We start from the raw sequence: 14,453 nt of genomic DNA on the forward strand, positions 1-14,453 counted from the left end.
TCTGCGGCCGCTGAATCTGAAGGCCGTTGCCGACGCCATCCAGATGCATGAATCCACGGTGTCGCGTGTCACCGCCAACAAGTACATGGCGACAAATCGCGGCACATTCGAATTGAAATATTTCTTCACGGCCTCGATCGCCTCCGCCGACGGCGGCGAGGCGCATTCCGCCGAGGCCGTGCGCCACCACATCAAGCAGCTGATCGATTCGGAAGCGCCGTCGGCGATCCTGTCGGATGACACGATCGTGGAACGCTTACGCGCCTCGGGAATTGATATTGCCCGCCGCACGGTCGCGAAGTACCGCGAAGCCATGCGCATTCCCTCTTCGGTGCAACGCCGCCGTGACAAGCAGAGCGCTCTTGGTAACGTCCTCTCCACCGCAATGCCCGATCGCTCCCGCAACACCGAGCCGGCCTGATTGCGCGGGCGCGAAATCGCGCTACTCTCGATCTCCCATCGAGACCGATCCAAGCTGGGCACTTAAAACCAAGCGAGGCATCACATGACCCTCAGAATCTCGGGAAAGAGCGTCAGCGTCGGCGACGCCCTGCGCGGCCGCGTGACCGATCGGACCGACGAGGTCCTGCGTAAATATTTCGACGGGAACTATTCCGGCCACATCACCCTGAGCAAGGATGGCTTCGGCTTCCGCACCGACTGTGCCCTGCATCTCGATACGGGAATTACGCTGGAGGCCGATTCGAACGCGCCGGATGCCTATGCCAGCGCCGACCAGGCGCTCCTGATGATCGAGAAGCGGCTCAAGCGCTACAAGAGCCGGCTCAAGGACCGCTCGGCCCGCAAGGCCCATGTCGCCTCCGCGGCGCTGGCCGCCATGGACGCCACGAGCTACGTGCTGGAGGCGCCGGGCGAGGGTGAGGACGAGGACGAGGTCACCGGCTACAGTCCCGTCATCATCGCCGAGGCCACCACCTCGCTGAAGCAGCTGTCGGTGAGCGAGGCCGTGATGGAATTGGACCTCAGCGGAGCGCCCTGCCTGGTATTCCAGCACGGCTCCAGCGGCCGGGTGAACATCATTTACCGCCGGGCCGACGGCAATGTCGGCTGGATCGACCCGCCGGGGGCCAAACCGGACGGTTAAGGGCTGGAACCGACCCCCGTACCAACCGCAGCCCTTAACAATGAGCGGGGCAAAGCCGCACGCAGCAGTTGGCACCGGGATTGCGTTGGAGTAGAAGCGCCCCACATCAGGATCGGGGCTAAGTCCCCCTCCTGCTTCACCTTCTTGATGCCGGCCAGGCATGGTTTGACCAAGCTGGCCAATTCGGAACCTGACGGTTTAATTCACCTCGGAAACCTTCCATGCCGATTACCGATCTGGTCGCACCCGAGGCGATTCTCCCGGCATTGAAGGTCAACAGCAAGAAGCAGGCGCTTCAGGAGCTCGCGGCCAAGGCTGCCGAGCTGACCGGACAGAACGAACGCTCCGTTTTCGAGGTGCTGCTGCAGCGTGAGAAGCTCGGCACCACCGCGGTCGGCTACGGCGTCGCCATTCCGCACGGCAAGCTGCCCAAGCTCGAAAAGATCTTCGGCCTGTTCGCGCGCCTCGATCGTCCGATCGATTTCGAGGCGATGGACGGCCAGCCGGTCGATCTCGTCTTCCTGCTGCTCGCGCCCGAAGGCGCCGGCGCCGATCACCTCAAGGCGCTCGCCCGCATCGCCCGCCTCCTGCGCGACCAGGACATCGCCAAGAAGCTTCGCGCCTCGCGCGACGCCCAGGCGATCTATTCGGTGCTGGCGCTGCCGCCGGCGACCGCGGCGTAACGTCGCCCGTCCTCGTCGCCCGCTGAGAAGCGGAATCGATCCACGCAATTGCCAATGTACGCCGGCCATCTCCGTAGCATGCGCGCGGGATGTCGTGATCTCGTACTAGCCGGCAAGATAGCGCGAAAAAATTTCCCCATTTGAGACGTCCGGCACATCGCGCCATGTCGGACTCCGCTAAGGACGGCCAGGAACGCAAGTGGCGCTCAGATCGACGCGCCGTCCTGCGCTTTCGCTGAGGTCGTTACCTATCGCCCGAAGGTCGGGCCCGTAGGATGAAAGTGGTTGGCGCGGTGCAGAGCAGGGCTGTTGTGGTGGGGCTAGTGATAGCAGGTACCGCAGTCCCGGCCGTCGCGCAGGATGCCGGATCGCTGCTCCGCGAGATGCAGCGGCAGCAGGAGATGCAGCGGCAGGAAAGGCTGCCGTCCCCTGGCGAGATTCGACCGCAGCAGGCGCCCGCCGCCATCCCCGACCGGGGCGAGCGCATCATCGTGAAGGGCGTGCGCTTCACCGGCAAAGTGGAGCTGTTGCCACAAGCCGAGCGCGAGCAACTCGTTGCCTCGGTGCGCGGCAAGCGCCTCGGCATCAAAGGGCTCTATGCGCTGGCCGATCAGGTGACGGCCGTGCTCCAGGGCCGCGGCCGGTTGCTGGCGCGCGCGCTGCTGCCGCCTCAGGATATCACCAACGGCATCGTCACGATCGAGATCGCCGAGGGCGCGCTCAAGCCATCACGCTCGACCGCGCCAAAGGCGTGCGCGTGCGTGAGGACCTGTTGCGCGCGATCATCGAGGGTCGTCTCAAGCCGGACGGCGTGACGCGGCGGGATCTGGAAGACGCGCTGTTGCGGATGAACGACCTGCCGGGCGTGTCGGTACATGCCAAGCTCGCGCCGGGCGATGCGCCGAACACCAGCAAGCTCGTCGTCGGCGTCGCGCAGGCGCCCATTCTCGGGGGGCGGTATCTGGGCCGATAATTACGGCAGCTCCAACGTGGGCAAGGCGCAGGGCAACGGACTCATCTCGCTCACCGACGTGTCCGGCTACGGCGACCTGACGCGGCTCTCCGGCACGGTGTCGCAAGGGCAGGAGTACGGCTCGCTGACGACGAGCGTGCCGCTCGGCGCCAGCGGCTTCATTGCCAATGCGAGCTACGGCTATCTCGACTACCACAATATCGACGCCATCGGCCGCGCCCTCGGTCTTACCGGTTTTGCCCATTTCGCCAATGGCGGCGTCGACTACAGCTTGATCCGCTCTCGCGATTTCAACCTCCAGCTTGGCGGCGCCGTGACCTGGAAGGCGCTGGTCGACGACAGTATCGTCGGAACGCTTCAGGACAAGCGCTCGACCTCCGGCACGCTCGGCCTCAACGGTGACCGGCGCGACGCGCTGCTCGGCGGCGGCATCACCAACTGGTCGGTGAGCTGGACTTTTGGCGATCTCGATCTCTCGCGCGTGGCGAGCGCGCTCGCGGCGGACCAGGCTGGGCTCCTGACGCAAGGGCCGTTCAATCGGATCAATGCTTCGGTTGCCCGGCTTCAGGCCTTGCCCGGAGACTTCGCACTGTTCGGTCGCCTCTACGGGCAATGGGCCGACAAGAACCTCGATTCCTCGGAAGATTTTGCGCTGGGCGGTCCGTTCGGCGTGCGCGGCTATCCCGTCGGCGAGGCGCGCGGCGACGTGGGCGTGCTCGGCACGCTGGAGCTTCGCTACAACGCGCCGCTGCCTGTGCGCTTCGGCAGCCTGCAACTCGCGAGCTTCCTGGACGGCGGCTACGTCAAGATCAACGTGTCGCCGAACGGCATCGCGCCGGTCACTGTCTGCGGCTGCAACGATTACGGGCTCGCCAGCGCCGGCCTCGCCGCGCGCTGGACGCGCGAGTGGCTGAACGTCTCGGCGAGCTGGGCCCATACGCTGGGCGACAATCCCGGCCGTTCCATCATCACCGGCGCCAATGCCGATGGCGTCAAGGCCAACGATCAGTTCTGGCTGCAAGCCGGCATTCGCTTCTGATGTTTCGAGGGGGCACGCGATGACATCGACCCTGCCGCGGATGCGACTCGCAATCGCGCTGTCCGCGACCACGATGCTGACGCCGCCGGCGCTGGCGCAGACGCTGCCGACCGGCGGCCAGGTCGTGTCGGGACAGGCCACGATCAGTCAGTCCGGCAACGCCATGACGATCAACCAGTCGAGCGACCGGATGATCGCCAACTGGCAGAGTTTTTCGATCGGCGCCGGCAGCTCCGTGACCTTCAATCAGCCCGGCGCATCCTCGGTCGCGCTGAACCGCGTCGTCGGCCAGGACCCGTCAAGAATCCTCGGCAGCCTCAGCGCCAATGGGCAAGTGTTCCTGATCAATCCGAACGGCATCGCTATCGGCAAGACCGGCAGCGTGCAGACCGGCGGCTTCGTCGCCTCCACGCTCGGCATCAGCAACGCTGATTTTCTGGCCGGTCGCTACAACTTCACCGGCAGCGGCGGCGCGATCACCAATGAGGGCAGCATCTCCGGCAAGGTGGTGGCGCTGATCTCCCCGAGCGTCAGCAATTCCGGCAGCATCACCGGCAGCACGGCGCTCGCCGCCGGCACCGACGTGCTGCTGGACTTCAATGGCGACGGCCTGCTCTCGGTCGAGGTCAAGGCCTCTACCGTCAAGACCCTGGTCGAGAACAAGGGATTGATCCGCGCCGATGGTGGGCTCGCCATCCTCACCGCCAAGGGCGCGAGCGACGCCATGAAGGGCGTCGTCAACAACACCGGCGTGGTGCAGGCCGCGAGCATCGGCAGCAGGAACGGCCGCATCCTTCTGCTCGGCGATGCCAAGCACGGCGAGGTCAATGCCGGCGGCACGCTGCGGGCCCGCTCGGTCGAAACCTCCGCCGCCAAGGTCAATCTCGCCGCCGATCTGAAGGTCGATACGTTGGGCGGACGCTGGCTGATCGATCCCGTCAACATCACCATCGACGCGAACTACGCTGGCATCTTGCAGACCGCGTTGGCGAGCGGCGACGTGACGGTGACGACCTCGGGCAGCGGCACCGATGAAGGCAACGTCACGGTCAACTCCGCCGTCACCTGGGGCTCGCATATCCTGACGCTGCGGGCCGACAACAACATCGTCATCAACGCGCCGCTGACATCGACCGGCACGACCAGCAGTGACGGCCTGGTCCTGCAATACGCACAGACCACGGCCACCGGTGGCTACACCATCAACGCGCCGGTCAACCTGGCGGCGGGCAGCCTGTTCCAGACCCAGAAAGGAACTGATGCCGCCATCACCTATGCGGTGATCACCGATGTGAATGCCCTGCAGAACATCAACACCAACCGGTCCGGCAACTATGTGCTGGGCGCGAACATCGATGCCAGCGCGACGGCGGGTTGGAATGGTGGCGCCGGCTTCACGCCGATCGGCGGCATCGGCGATATCAGCAAATATTTTTCCGGCGTTTTCGACGGGCTCGGTCACCGCATCAGCAACCTGACCATCAACCGGCCGTCCAGCGATAACATCGGCCTGTTTGGCTACATCGATGGCGGGACCATCCGCAATGTCGGCTTGGAAGGCGGCAGCGTGACGGGCAACAATTCCGTCGGCGGGCTGGTGGGGTCGAGCGGCCTCTGGGTCTACGGCGGCACGAGCAGCGTCGCTTACAACACCATCAGCAACGTTTACAACACAGGCAATGTGACCGGCAGCGGCGCCATGGTCGGCGGGCTGGTCGGCGACGCCTATATCACGACGATCAGCAACTCATATGCCACCGGCACGGTTGCGGGCTATGGCGCCGCCGGCGGGCTGGGAGGGCGCGTCGTCGCCTCGTTCGTCTCCAACTCGTATGCGACCGGCAACGTGTCCGCTAGCTGGGAAGGTGCTGGCGGGCTGATCGGGTACAATATCGGCACGTGGATGGGACCGGGCCCCGCGGATTATGCCATCGGTACGGTGAGCCACTCTTATGCCACGGGTACCGTATCTGGCGGCATCAATGTCGGTGGCTTGTTGGGCTACAGCAACCTCGGTCTCGTCACCGACAGTTACGCCACCGGCAATGTATCAGGCACCGGCGCAGTTGGCGGCACAGGCACAGCTGCCGGCGGACTGGTGGGATTCCAACAGTACAGCCGGGTGGAGCGGTCTTACGCCACCGGCAACGTGTCCGGTGTCGATGCGGTCGGCGGGCTGGTGGGAGGCAGCTGGTACGGTGCCGTGGTAAGCCAGTCTTACGCGACCGGCAACGTGTCCGGGACGCGTTCGGTTGGCGGGCTGGTCGGGCACAGCAATGAAGCCGTTTGGGTGCTCGATTCCTACGCCACGGGAGCGGTTTCTGGAACTTCCGAGGTCGGCGGGCTGGTGGGGGTGAATCAGGAAAGCCACGTGAGCCGGAGCTACTTCGCGGGCACCGTGTCGGGAACCAGCAATGTCGGCGCGATCGTGGGAATGAACTGGGATGGCGGCGAAGTCATCCAAAGCTATGCGAACAGGGACACATCGGGGCAGAGCGCCGCCTGTGGCGGATCCGGCGGCGTCGGCAACATCTGCGATGGCGGCATGCTCACCACGGCCCAGCTGCGCGATCCCTTCACCTTCATCAACAACGGCTATGACTTTGCCGCCGTCTGGGGCAAGTCCGTCAGCGGCGCCAACAACGGCATGCCGGTGCTGCGCGCGTTCGGCGACACCGTCTACGATGCCTATGTCAACGTCGCGGGCTCGGCCAGCACCACCTATGGCACGCTGGCCTCGCTCGGCGGCTTGACGATGACCGGCGTGAACACCAATCGCGTCACGCTCGGCTGGGGCAGCGCAGTCACCACCGCATTGGGCGCGGGCAGCTACAATCTCAGCGGCCCCGACGTTATCAACGCGACCGGCTCGGGCGGCGCGGTCTATGTCGGCTCGGTCGCGGTCGGCCTCACCATCGACAGGGCGCCGCTCACCATCAGCGCCAACGCGTCCAAGACCTATGACGGCCTCGCCTTCTCCGGCGGCAGCGTCGCTTATTCCGGCTTCATGAATGGCGAGACTGCATCCGTGCTGTCGGGCACGCTTCTTTATGGCGGCACGGCGCAGGGCGCGGTGAATGCCGGCCGCTACAGCCTGACGGCGTCGGGCCTCTCCTCGGCCAATTATGTGATCACCTATGCCGACGGTTCGCTGACCGTCAACAAGGCGCCGCTCACCATTGCAGTCAACGGCGTCACGAAGAATTACGACGGCGTGCCGTTCTCCGGCGGCAGCGCGATCTATTCCGGCTTCGTGAACGGGGAGGGGCTGTCCGCGCTATCAGGCACGCTCGTCTACGGCGGCTCGGCCCAGGGCACGCGTAATCCCGGGATCTACGGCATCGCCGCCTCGGGGCTGACATCCGCGAACTACGACATCATCTATGTCGACGGCCGGCTCGCGATCATTCCGCGCGACGCGGGCGCCTGCTCGCTTGGGGCCGGCGGCAACCCGCTCTGCGGCGCCACTCCGTCCGATCCCGCCGCGCCCCTCGGGTTGAACGACCAGGCGCCTATCGAGGTCGTGCTGCGTTAGAGCACCCGGTAGCGGCACAATCGCAGCTACGCCGGCAAGGGCGTCCTGCGCTACGCCTGGTGAGACCGCGGAGGCGGCCTTCACCCGTTCGAACCGAAGCCCCGCCGTCTGCGACTTATTTTCGCAGCCGGGTGCTGTGATGTTTCTCCGCCGGATTCGATGGTCGCCCGGTTGCGCGTCCCGGCGCGGCTTCGGTGCAGGGTTTTTTGAGCCATGAATTGCGGTTCGATCGGCCGGATTTTCGGTCTGTTTTGCTCGGTCACCATTGCCGTGACGGTTGCCGTCCATGCCGACGATACGTCCAACGACCGCGTCATCGCCGAAAAGACCGAGATCATCGCGGCTGATCCGACCAACGCGGTTGCTTACGAGCTGCGTGGCGAAGCCTGGTACATCAAGCGGGACAAGGATCGCGCCTTCGAGGACTGCAGCGCCGCGATACGGATCGATCCGAATTTCGGGCGGGCTTATAACTGCCGCGGCCGCGCCTATTCGGCGAGGGGCGAACGGGATCGCGCGTTGGCCGATTACAACGAGGCCATTCGCCTCGATCCCGGCTACGGTCCGTCCTACACCTCCCGTGCCCTCGAATATTTCAACCAGCGCGAATTCGATCTGGCGATCGGCGCGTTTACCGAGGCCATCGAACGCAATCCCAAGCAAGCCTACTTTGCCCTTATCAAGAGAGGGGAAGCGTATGCGGCGAAGCGCGACTCCGATCATGCCGTCACCGATTACAACGAGGCGACGCGGCGCAATCCCGCCGCCGCATGGCCCTACGAGCTGCGAAGCACCGTCCATTTCAACAAGGGCGAGATCGACGAGGCTCTCGATGACTGCAACACCGCCGTCCGTCTGGAGCCCGGGAGTGCTGGCGGCCATTATTGCCGGGCCATCGTTCTCCTGAAAAAGGACGACACCGACAACGCCATCCGCGAGCTCGATGACGTCACCAGGATCATGCCTTCCTTCGAGAAGGCATATCTCGCCCGCGCCCTCGCCTGGCACGAAAAGGGCGACGATCAACGCGCCATTGCCGATTTCGACGAAGCAATTCGGCTTCGGCCGGGAAATTCGACGGCCTACAACAATCGCGCCAGTGCGTTTCGCGACATGGGCGAGAACGATCGCGCGCTCGCCGACTACAACGAGGCGATCCGGCTCGATCCCAACAATCAGGTCGCTCTGGCCAATCGCGGCATCCTCTATATGAAGCTGTCCGACGCCAGACATGCGCGCGCCGATTTCAATAGCGTGCTCGCGCTGCCGCCGGGCGACCAATGGGCCGCGGACACGGCGCGCGAAGGACTTGGCTTTTTGAAGTGATGCGTCTCGAAAGAGCGCGCATCTCCGCTCTCGTGCCCCGGACGCAGCGCAGCGCTTCCCTCGCGATGCGAAGCATCGTCGAGAGCGGTGCGCTGCTGAGCCTTCGCCGGCGCCGCTCGTGCGCGTCAGCAGACCGTCGGCAGCAGGCGCCGGACTTCGTCGAGCAGTTCGGGAATCGCCGTCTTGTCGCCCGCGAGGTGCTTAAGCAGCGCACTTTGGAATAGACCGTCGAACAGCGCATAGAGCGCGGCGGGCGACGACGCCGGCCGCTTGCCGCCGAGCTCGGCATAGCGGGAGGCGATGCGCCAGATCATCGCTTCCAGGCTCTTGTCGATCTCGAGTACATCCTTGCGAAACGCCGCCTCGAACATCGCCTGCGAGCGCAGGTCGTACCAAAGGCGGTGCATACGGGCTTCGCTCTGCAGCGTTGCTGCGAGCTTGGCGAGGAAACCCTCCGTCAATTCGCCGCGGCTCGTTGCCGTCGCGACGACATCGTCATATCGCGTCACGCACTTCGCCTTGTAGTGGCGGACGCAGCAGCAGATCAGGTCGAGCTTGTCGCTGAAATAATAGTGGAACACGCCGTGCGTGAACGCCGAGTTCTGCGCGATTTCGCGCAGGCTGGTGCGTGCGAAGCCGAGCTCTCCAAGTGTTTCGAGCGCGGCCTCGGCAAGCTCGATGCGCCGCGCGTTGAACTTCTCGTCGCGCAGCACCTCGGCCGCATCAGCCACACGCCGGGCCGCTCCCGTCACCTGCCGCGCCATCTCGTCCCTTCCTCAGTCCCGTTCTTTCAAGGACTTATACCGCGTCGACCGCGGAATGCTCCATTCCCCTCACAACCACTTCCTTTGACAACTGTCAAATTCGTTCTTGACAAGTGTCAAGATATTGGCAGAGGTTCGCACCAAGAATTTGGACAGTCGTCAAGACGCCCGACCATGGAGGAACGCTTCGCTGGGTGCCGCCGAAAGGCCTGCGCCCATCGACCTTGTGCGCGCCGATTGGCGCAGCACGAATCGATCACCAGCAACGGAGGAGTGCGTTATGAGTGGGAAGAGCCTTGCAGGCAGGAACGCCCTGGTCACCGGCGGTGCCCGAGGAATCGGCGCGGCCATCGCGCAAGCGTTGGCGCGTGCCGGCGCCTCGATCATGATCGCCGACATTCTGGAAGAGACCGGCCGCGCCAGCGCAGCCGCTATCGCGAAGGAAGACGTCGCCACGGGCTTCGTCCAGCTCGACGTCACCGACGACGCTCAATGGGAGCGGGCGGTTGCCAACACCGTCGCAACCCTCGGCGGCTACGACATTCTGATCAACAATGCAGGCATCGAGATCACGTCGCTGATCTCCGAGGTCAAGGCCGAGGACGCGCGGCGGATGTGCGACGTCAATATCGTTGGCACCGTGCTCGGCATGAAGCACGCCTTCCGTGCCATGCGCCCGGGCGGACCGGCCGGCAAGGGCGGCGCCGTCGTCAACATCGCCTCGGTTGCGGCAACGATCGCCTTCCCGAGCATCGCGGTCTATTCGGGCACCAAATCCGCGGTTGACCGCATGACGCGGGTCGGAGCGATGGAAGCCGGCAAGCTCGGTTTCGGCGTGCGCGTAAACTGCATCTATCCGGGCCTGATCCCGACCGACATGGGCATGCAGCTCGCCAACGACATCGTCAAGGTCGGGCTCGCGGCTGACGTCAACGCCGCAGTCGGCTCGGTGGTGGAGCAAACCCCGCTCGGCCGTCTCGCCGAGGTCACGGACATCGGCGATGCCGCGGTGTTCCTGTGCTCGAACGAGGCGCGCTTCATCACCGGCATCGGACTGCCGGTCGATGGCGGCATGGGCATGTAACAACAAAGCCGACAACAAGCATTTCGGAGGAACGCAATGAGCGAGAAGAAGCCCGTCATCGTCTATGGCGCTTCCGGCTATACCGGCCGGCTGGTCTGTGAATACTTACGCGAATACAACATCCCCTTCATCGCCTCCGGCCGCAGCAATGAGAAGCTCAACGCCGCGATGAAGTCGAATGTCGCGGGCATCGAGACCGCCGACTACGAGGTGGTTAAGGTGCCGCACACCGTCGCTGCGCTGACTGAATTGTTCAACGGCGCCTCGGTGGTGCTCAACACCGTGGGTCCCTTCGCCAAGTTCGGCGGCGAAGTGGTGCAGGCTTGCCTCGCTTCCAAGTGTCATTACACCGACACCACCGGTGAGCAGGACTGGCTGATCACTCTCGAGCAGGAGTGGGGCACGAAGTTCGCCAATGCCGGGCTGCTGTTGGCGCCGGGCATCGCGCAGATGTACACCACCGGCGAGATCGCCGCGCAGCTGTGCCTGGAGACGCCCGGCCTCGACACGCTGGACATTGCCGTGTTCTGGGGTGGCAGCCCGACCATCGCATCGACGCAGACCATCCTGGTCAACGCCGCGATGGCCAAGGCCTACTACCTGGAGCAGAACAAGTACGTCGAGCATCAGCCCGATGCCGGCCTCTACAACCTCGCCATCCCCGGTCAGCACGAGCTGGCGCTGGCGTTGCCCTGGGGAGGCACCTCGCACCCGGTGTGGTTCAAGCGCGATCCGCGCGTGGCCAACGTGAAGGTGCTGGGCGGCGTGTTCAATCGCGCGCTGATGCTCGGCGTGCCGCAGATCGTCGCGGCCGCGCTGGAGGCGACCAAGGATATGAATCCCGACGACCGCTACGCCGCATTGGCGCAGACCGCCGCCGGTGTGATGAACACCATGCCACCGCGCGAGAACCCGCGCGTCAACAAGTCCTTGGATTCGGTACATGCCTCCGGCCCGTTGGGGCGCGCGCATTGCATTATCTACGGCAACAGCAATTACAAGCAGACCGGCTTGCTGCAGGCCTATGCTGCGGCGCACCTGCTGCAGCAGCCGCCGAAGCGCGTGGGGTTCGCCTCCGGCTGCCAGGCGTTCGGCCATCACGAGTTGCTCGGGCAGTTGCGCAGCTTCGGGCTCGTCAGCAAGCCGGTTCTGACCGTGCACGATTAAGTAAATCACGGGTGGCGCCTCCGCGTCACCCGCTACCGCTTCGGGTGTTGATCATGCGCTTCATCGATTACCTGGACAAAGGTGCCTCGCTCGGCGCCGACGCGCCATGCCTCACCATGGATGGACGCGACCTCAGCTATCGCGACGTGCAGTTGCTGAGCTACCGCGTCGCGCGCGGGCTCGCGCGATCGGGGATTGCTGCCGGCGAGAAGGTCGCAATCCTTTCCGGCAACGATCCGGTCGCGTTTGCCTGCGTGTTCGGCATTTCCCGCGCCGGCTCGGTCTGGTGCCCGATCAATCCGCGTAACGAGGCGGCCGAAAATCGGCTCATCCTCGAGCAATTCGACTGCAGCCTGCTGTTGTTTCACTCGAGCTTCGCGCCGATGGTCGAGGCGGTGCGTGCAGAGCTGCCAAAGCTGCGCGCCGTCGTCTGCCTCGATGCCGAGTTGTCCTTCGCGCCCTCGTTCGACAGCTGGCTCGCCGGCCTTGCAGACGACCACTATCAACGCGGGACGATCGACGATCTCGCGATGATCCCGGGCACCGGCGGCACCACCGGCAAGCCGAAGGGGGTCATGCTGTCGGGCCGCAACATCGAGGCGATGACGGCACTGACGCTGATGGGCTATCCCTTCAAGGGCCGCCCGATCTACCTCGCGCTTGCGCCGCTGACCCACGCGGCCGGCGTGCTGTGTTTCCCGATCATGGCGCTCGGCGGCCGCATTGTGATCATGCATCACCCCGACATCGCAGAATTTCTCGATCTGATCGAGCGCTATCACGTCACGCACACCTTCCTGCCGCCGACCGTGATCTACATGCTGCTCGATCATCCGAAGCTCGACTCCGCGAGGCTCGGGTCTCTGCAATGTTTCTGGTACGGCGCGGCGCCGATCTCGGCCGCGCGGCTTGCGGAAGCGCTCCAGCGTATCGGGCCGATGGCGCAGTTGTTCGGTCAGACCGAAGCGCCGATGATGATCTCGATGATGGCACCTAGCGAGCATTACAATGCCGACGGCACGATCGCGATGGAGCGTCTCGCCTCGGCCGGGCGGATCAGCCCGCTGGTGCAGGCCGGCATCATGGATGGCGACGGCAATTTGCTGCCGACCGGCGCCCGCGGCGAGATCGTGGTCCGCGGTTCGCTGGTGATGGAGGGCTATTACAAAAATCCCGAGGCTACGGCGGAAGCCTCCGCACATGGCTGGCACCACACCGGCGACATCGGCTACATCGACGACGACGGCTACCTCTATATCGTCGATCGCGCCAAGGACATGATCATCACCGGCGGGTTCAACGTCTACTCGATCGAGGTCGAGAACGCGCTGCGGGCGCATGAGGCGGTGCAGGATTGCGCCGTGATCGGGCTGGCGGACGAGAAATGGGGTGAGCGGATCGTCGCCGTGGTGCAGCCCCGCGCCGGCCAAAGCGTCGATGCGACGGCGCTGGCGGCCTTCGTCAAGCAGCGGATCGGCAGCGTCAAGACACCGAAGCAGATCGAAGTCTGGGACGATCTGCCGCGCTCCAAGGTCGGCAAGGTCTTGAAGCCGGACATCCGCGCGCGGCTGGCGGAGCGTTCAGGCGGCTGAGGCGCATCTTATTGCAGCGCCCATCGCTTCGAAGATATCCGCGAGACGCGCTGACGCGGACATTCGCGCGGGCCTGGAACTCTCATCCGTGTCCGGGCAGGCAAAGGCATGTTTCCGCTTTTCGAAGCGCGTTTTGGGTGTCACCATACTTTTGAACGGACGGGAGGGCAGCCATGCGCTGGTGTGTCTCGGTCGGGGCGGTGCTTGTTGCGGGGGCGATCGTCGGAGGTGACGTTGTCAGCATTGCCGCGCCGAGCCCGGAATCAGGGATAGCCGACGCCAGGCACAGCGCACTGTCCGTCAATGTCGAGCTCGTTATCGCCGTCGACGTCTCCTATTCGATGGATCTGGACGAACTCGCCATTCAGCGCGAGGGCTATGCACAGGCCATCGTTTCGAAAGACTTTCTTCAGGCGCTAAGGGCCCGTCCGGCCAGCAAGGTGGCTCTGACCTATTTCGAGTGGTCGATGTCGGGCGACGACAGGATCATCATTCCGTGGCGCGTGATCGACGGCCCGGAATCGGCGGACGCCGTGGCCGCCGAGATCATGAAAACGCCGATTCGCCGAGGTTCGAGCACCTCGATTTCCGGCGCGATCAATTTCGCAGTGCAGCTGTTCGAAGAGAATCCCTATCGCGGGTCGAGGCGCGTCATCGACATTTCCGGCGATGGGCCGAACAACGACGGAGCCCCCGTAACCGGCGCGCGCGACGCTGCCGTTGAGAAAGGCATCATCATCAACGGCCTGCCGATCATGGTGAAGGAGCCGTCCTATTTGACGACCGATATCGCGAATCTCGATCTCTATTACGAGGACTGCGTGATCGGAGGGCCGGGTGCCTTCATCATGACAATCAAGGATCGCGAAAAATTCCAGGAAGCGATCCGGACCAAGCTTGTTCTCGAAGTTGCGGGCCTCACGCCGGAGGGGAGGATCGTCCCAACCGCCGAGAAAGAGCCCCGGGTGTCCTGTGTGGTCGGCGAAGAAAAATGGCGGGAGCGCGGGCGACGGTGAGACACCGATGCAGATCGAGGTCTGGGACGACCTGCCGCGCTCGAAGGCGGGCAAGGTGCTCCCCGCGGGTCACTTCAAATTCCTCCGGGTGTGGTCAGTCAAATTCCTCCACCCGCGAGGCAGGACAAGGGACTGTTAGTTTGAGTTTGTTTCCCGGGCAAGAGCTTCA

At 64.4% G+C, this 14,453-nt stretch carries 12 protein-coding genes and 1 pseudogene; 12 read left to right on the forward strand and 1 reads right to left on the reverse strand.

Annotated elements, in window-relative coordinates; translation table 11 throughout:
* The 8 genes and pseudogenes from QJT78_RS42505 to QJT78_RS42540 all read left to right on the forward strand — a co-directional run.
* Positions 1-421, forward strand: a pseudogene (locus QJT78_RS42505) (RNA polymerase sigma-54 factor); the annotation flags it as partial.
* Between the two features lie 84 nt (positions 422-505).
* Positions 506-1,105 (forward strand): ribosome-associated translation inhibitor RaiA, encoded by a 600-nt coding sequence (gene raiA / locus QJT78_RS42510; RefSeq protein ID WP_028149778.1) that lies wholly within the window; start codon positions 506-508, stop codon positions 1,103-1,105.
* Between the two features lie 221 nt (positions 1,106-1,326).
* Positions 1,327-1,788, forward strand: coding sequence for a PTS IIA-like nitrogen regulatory protein PtsN (ptsN, locus tag QJT78_RS42515; RefSeq protein ID WP_008141251.1), 462 nt, complete (start codon positions 1,327-1,329; stop codon positions 1,786-1,788).
* Positions 1,789-2,171: 383 nt separating this feature from the next.
* The gene (locus QJT78_RS42520) at positions 2,172-2,603 is read left to right on the forward strand and encodes a POTRA domain-containing protein (RefSeq protein WP_281460601.1); all 432 of its coding nucleotides are present in this window, start codon (positions 2,172-2,174) and stop codon (positions 2,601-2,603) included.
* Positions 2,561-2,761, forward strand: a complete 201-nt coding sequence (locus QJT78_RS42525; protein ID WP_240537775.1) for a hypothetical protein — start codon at positions 2,561-2,563, stop codon at positions 2,759-2,761. The genes QJT78_RS42520 and QJT78_RS42525 overlap by 43 nt, the downstream gene beginning before the upstream one ends.
* A gap of 16 nt (positions 2,762-2,777) precedes the next feature.
* Positions 2,778-3,800 (forward strand): ShlB/FhaC/HecB family hemolysin secretion/activation protein, encoded by a 1,023-nt coding sequence (locus QJT78_RS42530; protein ID WP_240537776.1) that lies wholly within the window; start codon positions 2,778-2,780, stop codon positions 3,798-3,800.
* A 19-nt stretch (positions 3,801-3,819) separates the two neighbouring features.
* Complete coding sequence (locus tag QJT78_RS42535; RefSeq protein ID WP_028149780.1) at positions 3,820-7,335, forward strand: filamentous hemagglutinin N-terminal domain-containing protein; 3,516 nt, start codon at positions 3,820-3,822, stop codon at positions 7,333-7,335.
* 213 nt (positions 7,336-7,548) lie between these two features.
* A complete protein-coding gene (locus tag QJT78_RS42540; protein ID WP_028149781.1) occupies positions 7,549-8,661 on the forward strand; it encodes a tetratricopeptide repeat protein in 1,113 nt (370 codons plus the stop codon).
* Between the two features lie 125 nt (positions 8,662-8,786).
* On the opposite strand, the gene QJT78_RS42545 is transcribed toward QJT78_RS42540, so the two are convergent.
* Positions 8,787-9,425 carry a TetR/AcrR family transcriptional regulator gene (locus tag QJT78_RS42545; protein ID WP_038945097.1) on the reverse strand — a complete coding sequence of 213 codons (639 nt, stop codon included), beginning with the start codon at positions 9,423-9,425 and terminating at the stop codon, positions 8,787-8,789.
* 280 nt (positions 9,426-9,705) lie between these two features.
* Here QJT78_RS42545 and QJT78_RS42550 point away from each other — a divergent pair, with 280 nt between their 5' ends.
* From QJT78_RS42550 to QJT78_RS42565, 4 genes are all read left to right on the forward strand, one after another.
* Positions 9,706-10,509: an SDR family oxidoreductase gene (locus QJT78_RS42550; protein WP_028149783.1), complete on the forward strand. Its 804-nt coding sequence runs from the start codon at positions 9,706-9,708 to the stop codon at positions 10,507-10,509.
* A gap of 36 nt (positions 10,510-10,545) precedes the next feature.
* A complete protein-coding gene (locus QJT78_RS42555) occupies positions 10,546-11,676 on the forward strand; it encodes a DUF5938 domain-containing protein (protein ID WP_028149784.1) in 1,131 nt (376 codons plus the stop codon).
* Between the two features lie 53 nt (positions 11,677-11,729).
* Positions 11,730-13,268 (forward strand): AMP-binding protein, encoded by a 1,539-nt coding sequence (locus QJT78_RS42560; protein ID WP_038945099.1) that lies wholly within the window; start codon positions 11,730-11,732, stop codon positions 13,266-13,268.
* A 173-nt stretch (positions 13,269-13,441) separates the two neighbouring features.
* Positions 13,442-14,284, forward strand: coding sequence for a DUF1194 domain-containing protein (locus QJT78_RS42565; RefSeq protein ID WP_038945100.1), 843 nt, complete (start codon positions 13,442-13,444; stop codon positions 14,282-14,284).
* Positions 14,285-14,453: the final 169 nt, after the last annotated feature.

Origin of the sequence: Bradyrhizobium sp. Mp27, from assembly GCF_029953005.1 — a bacterium.
GTDB lineage: Bacteria > Pseudomonadota > Alphaproteobacteria > Rhizobiales > Xanthobacteraceae > Bradyrhizobium > Bradyrhizobium barranii.

Excerpts from the sequence above, each read along its gene's own strand:
- raiA (WP_028149778.1), top strand. The coding sequence starts at position 506 with ATGACCCTCAGAATCTCGGGAAAGAGCGTCAGCGTCGGCGACGCCCTG.
- ptsN (WP_008141251.1), top strand. The coding sequence starts at position 1,327 with ATGCCGATTACCGATCTGGTCGCACCCGAGGCGATTCTCCCGGCATTG.
- QJT78_RS42520 (WP_281460601.1), top strand. The coding sequence starts at position 2,172 with ATGCAGCGGCAGCAGGAGATGCAGCGGCAGGAAAGGCTGCCGTCCCCT.
- QJT78_RS42535 (WP_028149780.1), top strand. The coding sequence starts at position 3,820 with ATGACATCGACCCTGCCGCGGATGCGACTCGCAATCGCGCTGTCCGCG.
- QJT78_RS42540 (WP_028149781.1), top strand. The coding sequence starts at position 7,549 with ATGAATTGCGGTTCGATCGGCCGGATTTTCGGTCTGTTTTGCTCGGTC.
- QJT78_RS42545 (WP_038945097.1), bottom strand. The coding sequence starts at position 9,425 with ATGGCGCGGCAGGTGACGGGAGCGGCCCGGCGTGTGGCTGATGCGGCC.
- QJT78_RS42550 (WP_028149783.1), top strand. The coding sequence starts at position 9,706 with ATGAGTGGGAAGAGCCTTGCAGGCAGGAACGCCCTGGTCACCGGCGGT.
- QJT78_RS42555 (WP_028149784.1), top strand. The coding sequence starts at position 10,546 with ATGAGCGAGAAGAAGCCCGTCATCGTCTATGGCGCTTCCGGCTATACC.
- QJT78_RS42560 (WP_038945099.1), top strand. The coding sequence starts at position 11,730 with ATGCGCTTCATCGATTACCTGGACAAAGGTGCCTCGCTCGGCGCCGAC.
- QJT78_RS42565 (WP_038945100.1), top strand. The coding sequence starts at position 13,442 with ATGCGCTGGTGTGTCTCGGTCGGGGCGGTGCTTGTTGCGGGGGCGATC.